Origin of the sequence: Ferrovibrio sp. (assembly GCF_029255545.1) — a bacterium.
Lineage (GTDB): Bacteria > Pseudomonadota > Alphaproteobacteria > Ferrovibrionales > Ferrovibrionaceae > Ferrovibrio.
In genome coordinates this window covers 1-2,242 of record NZ_JANLJJ010000081.1, presented here as the reverse complement: position 1 = coordinate 2,242, position 2,242 = coordinate 1, and the positions used below count along the sequence as shown (strand labels likewise).

General features: G+C 65.9%; 3 protein-coding genes and 1 pseudogene. 3 read left to right on the top strand and 1 reads right to left on the bottom strand.

Features of this window, described 5'->3' with window-relative positions:
• Nucleotides 1-239: molybdopterin-binding protein (locus Q1J79_RS15925; protein ID WP_300302304.1), on the bottom strand; the 239-nt coding region annotated here is incomplete at its 3' end.
• Between the two features lie 58 nt (nucleotides 240-297).
• On the opposite strand from Q1J79_RS15925, the gene sfsA reads away from it, so the two are divergent.
• The 3 genes and pseudogenes from sfsA to Q1J79_RS15910 form a co-directional block, all read left to right on the top strand.
• On the top strand, nucleotides 298-990 hold the full coding sequence (gene sfsA / locus Q1J79_RS15920; RefSeq protein ID WP_300302302.1) for a DNA/RNA nuclease SfsA: 693 nt from the start codon (nucleotides 298-300) through the stop codon (nucleotides 988-990).
• Nucleotides 991-1,051: 61 nt separating this feature from the next.
• Entirely contained in the window at nucleotides 1,052-1,864 is an 813-nt protein-coding gene (gene map, locus Q1J79_RS15915) for a type I methionyl aminopeptidase (RefSeq protein WP_300302306.1), read from the top strand.
• Between the two features lie 22 nt (nucleotides 1,865-1,886).
• Nucleotides 1,887-2,242 (top strand): annotated as a pseudogene (locus Q1J79_RS15910) (hypothetical protein); the annotation flags it as partial.

The window sequence follows — 2,242 nt, the reverse complement described above, 5'->3', positions numbered from 1 at the left end:
CCGCCCGAGGTGAAGACATAGTCATAGCGCGCGCGCAGCTCGTTCACCGCGGCAACGATGGTGTCTTCGATATCGGGCACCACGCGCGCCTCGCGCAGGCGGATACCCAGCTCGGTCAGCTGGCCGGCCAGGAAATGCATGTTGGCGTCGCGGGTGCGGCCCGAGAGAATCTCGTTGCCGATCACCAGCATGGCCGCTGTCACGATCTTGGGGGTCACGATCTCGGGCGCGTCCGTCATGGCGCACAGGACATAGCACGCGCTGGACGGGCAGACCAGCCGCCGCTATAGCCGGGGCATGGAGTTTCCCGAAGCCCTGACCCCGGCCATTCTGCTGCGGCGCTACAAGCGTTTCCTCGCCGATGTGCGCTTCCCTGACGGCAGCGAGGCCATTGTGCATTGCCCCAATCCCGGCGCCATGCTGGGGCTGGATGCGCCCGGCAGCCGGGTCTGGCTGAAACCCGGCCGCGGCAAGCTCGCCTGGGGCTGGGTCCTGGTCGAGGCCGATGGCGCGCTGGTGGGCATCGACACCACCCTGCCCAACCGCCTGGTGGCCGAGGCGCTGGCGCAGGGCCGCATCGCCGAACTGGCGGGCTATGACATCCATCGCCCCGAGGTCGCCTATGGCGGCAACAGCCGGGTCGATTTCCTGCTCTCCGGCGCCGGGCGGCCCGACTGCTATCTGGAAGTGAAGAACGTGCACCTGATGCGGCAGCCGGGCTTGGCGGAATTCCCCGACTGCGTCACGGCGCGCGGCGCCAAGCATTTGCGCGAGCTGGCCGCCATGGTGGCGGCCGGCCATCGCGCCGTGATGCTGTTCCTGGTTCAGCGCGGCGATTGCGGCCGGTTCCGCATCGCGGCCGACTGCGACCCCGGCTATGCCGCCGGGTTCATCGAGGCTAGGAATGCCGGGATCGAGGCGCTATGTTACGCTTGTCGCGTTACGGAGGCTGGCATCATGTTGGACCGGCCCTTGTCGATTGACCCGTAACACACTGATTTTGCAATAATATCGGATTTCCGCCGTGAACCAGACCCAGGCCCGCGCCATCATCGACACGGACGAGGACGACGACCTCCGCCCCGGCGCCATCCGGCTGCACAGCCCGGCGGATTTCGAGGGCATGCGCAAGGCCGGCCATCTGGGCGCCGAGACGCTGGACTACATCACGCCCTTCGTGGTGCCCGGCGTGACCACCGGCCGGCTGGACGAGCTGTGCCACAATTACATCGTCGAGCATGGCGCCGTGCCGGCGCCACTGGGCTATCGCGGCTTCCCGAAATCGATCTGCACCTCGGTCAACCATGTGGTCTGCCACGGCATCCCGGGCGACAAGGTGCTGGAGGATGGCGACATCCTGAACATCGACGTCACCGTGATCCTTGATGGCTGGCACGGCGATACCAGCCGCATGTTCCTGGTCGGCGATGTCGGCGTGAAGGGCCGCCGCATCTGCGACATCACCTATGAAGCGATGATGCGCGGCATCGAGGTGGTGAAACCCGGCGCCACGACCGGCGATATCGGCCATGCGATCCAGCAATTCGTCGAGAAGGAACGCTTCTCAGTGGTGCGTGATTTCTGCGGCCATGGCCTGGGCCGTATCTTCCACGAGCCACCCAACATCCTGCATTACGGCGAACCGGGCAAAGGCGTGCCGCTGAAGGCTGGCATGTTCTTCACCATCGAGCCGATGGTGAATGCCGGCAAGTGGCAGGTGAAGCTGCTCTCCGATGGCTGGACGGCCGTAACCAAGGACCGTTCGCTGTCGGCGCAGTTCGAGCATTCGATCGGCGTGACCGAAACCGGCTACGAGATCTTCACGATCTCGCCCAAGGGCTGGCACAAGCCGCCCTACGCATAAGGCAGCCCCTGGCGGACGGCCCTTGGCGGAAACGGACGACAGCGGAAAACCCCACTTCCACGGCCATCGCGCGAGATTGCGGGCCCGCTTCCTCGAAAGCGGCGGAGCCGGCATACCCGATTATGAAATCCTCGAACTGATCCTGTTCGGCGTGTTCCGCAACGGCGACGTCAAGCCGCTGGCCAAGGCGCTGATCAACGAATGCGGTTCGCTCGGCGCCGTTCTGTCGGCGGCGCCAGAGCGACTGATGAAGGTGCCGGGCTGCGGCGCGGCCGTGATTGCCGCGCTGAAGGTGACCCGCGAGGCCGGGCTGCGGCTGCTGAAAGCCGAGGCGATGCAGCGGCCGGCGATTTCCAACTGGCAGGCCCTGCTGGATTA

Excerpts from the sequence above, each read along its gene's own strand:
- sfsA (WP_300302302.1), top strand. The coding sequence starts at position 298 with ATGGAGTTTCCCGAAGCCCTGACCCCGGCCATTCTGCTGCGGCGCTAC.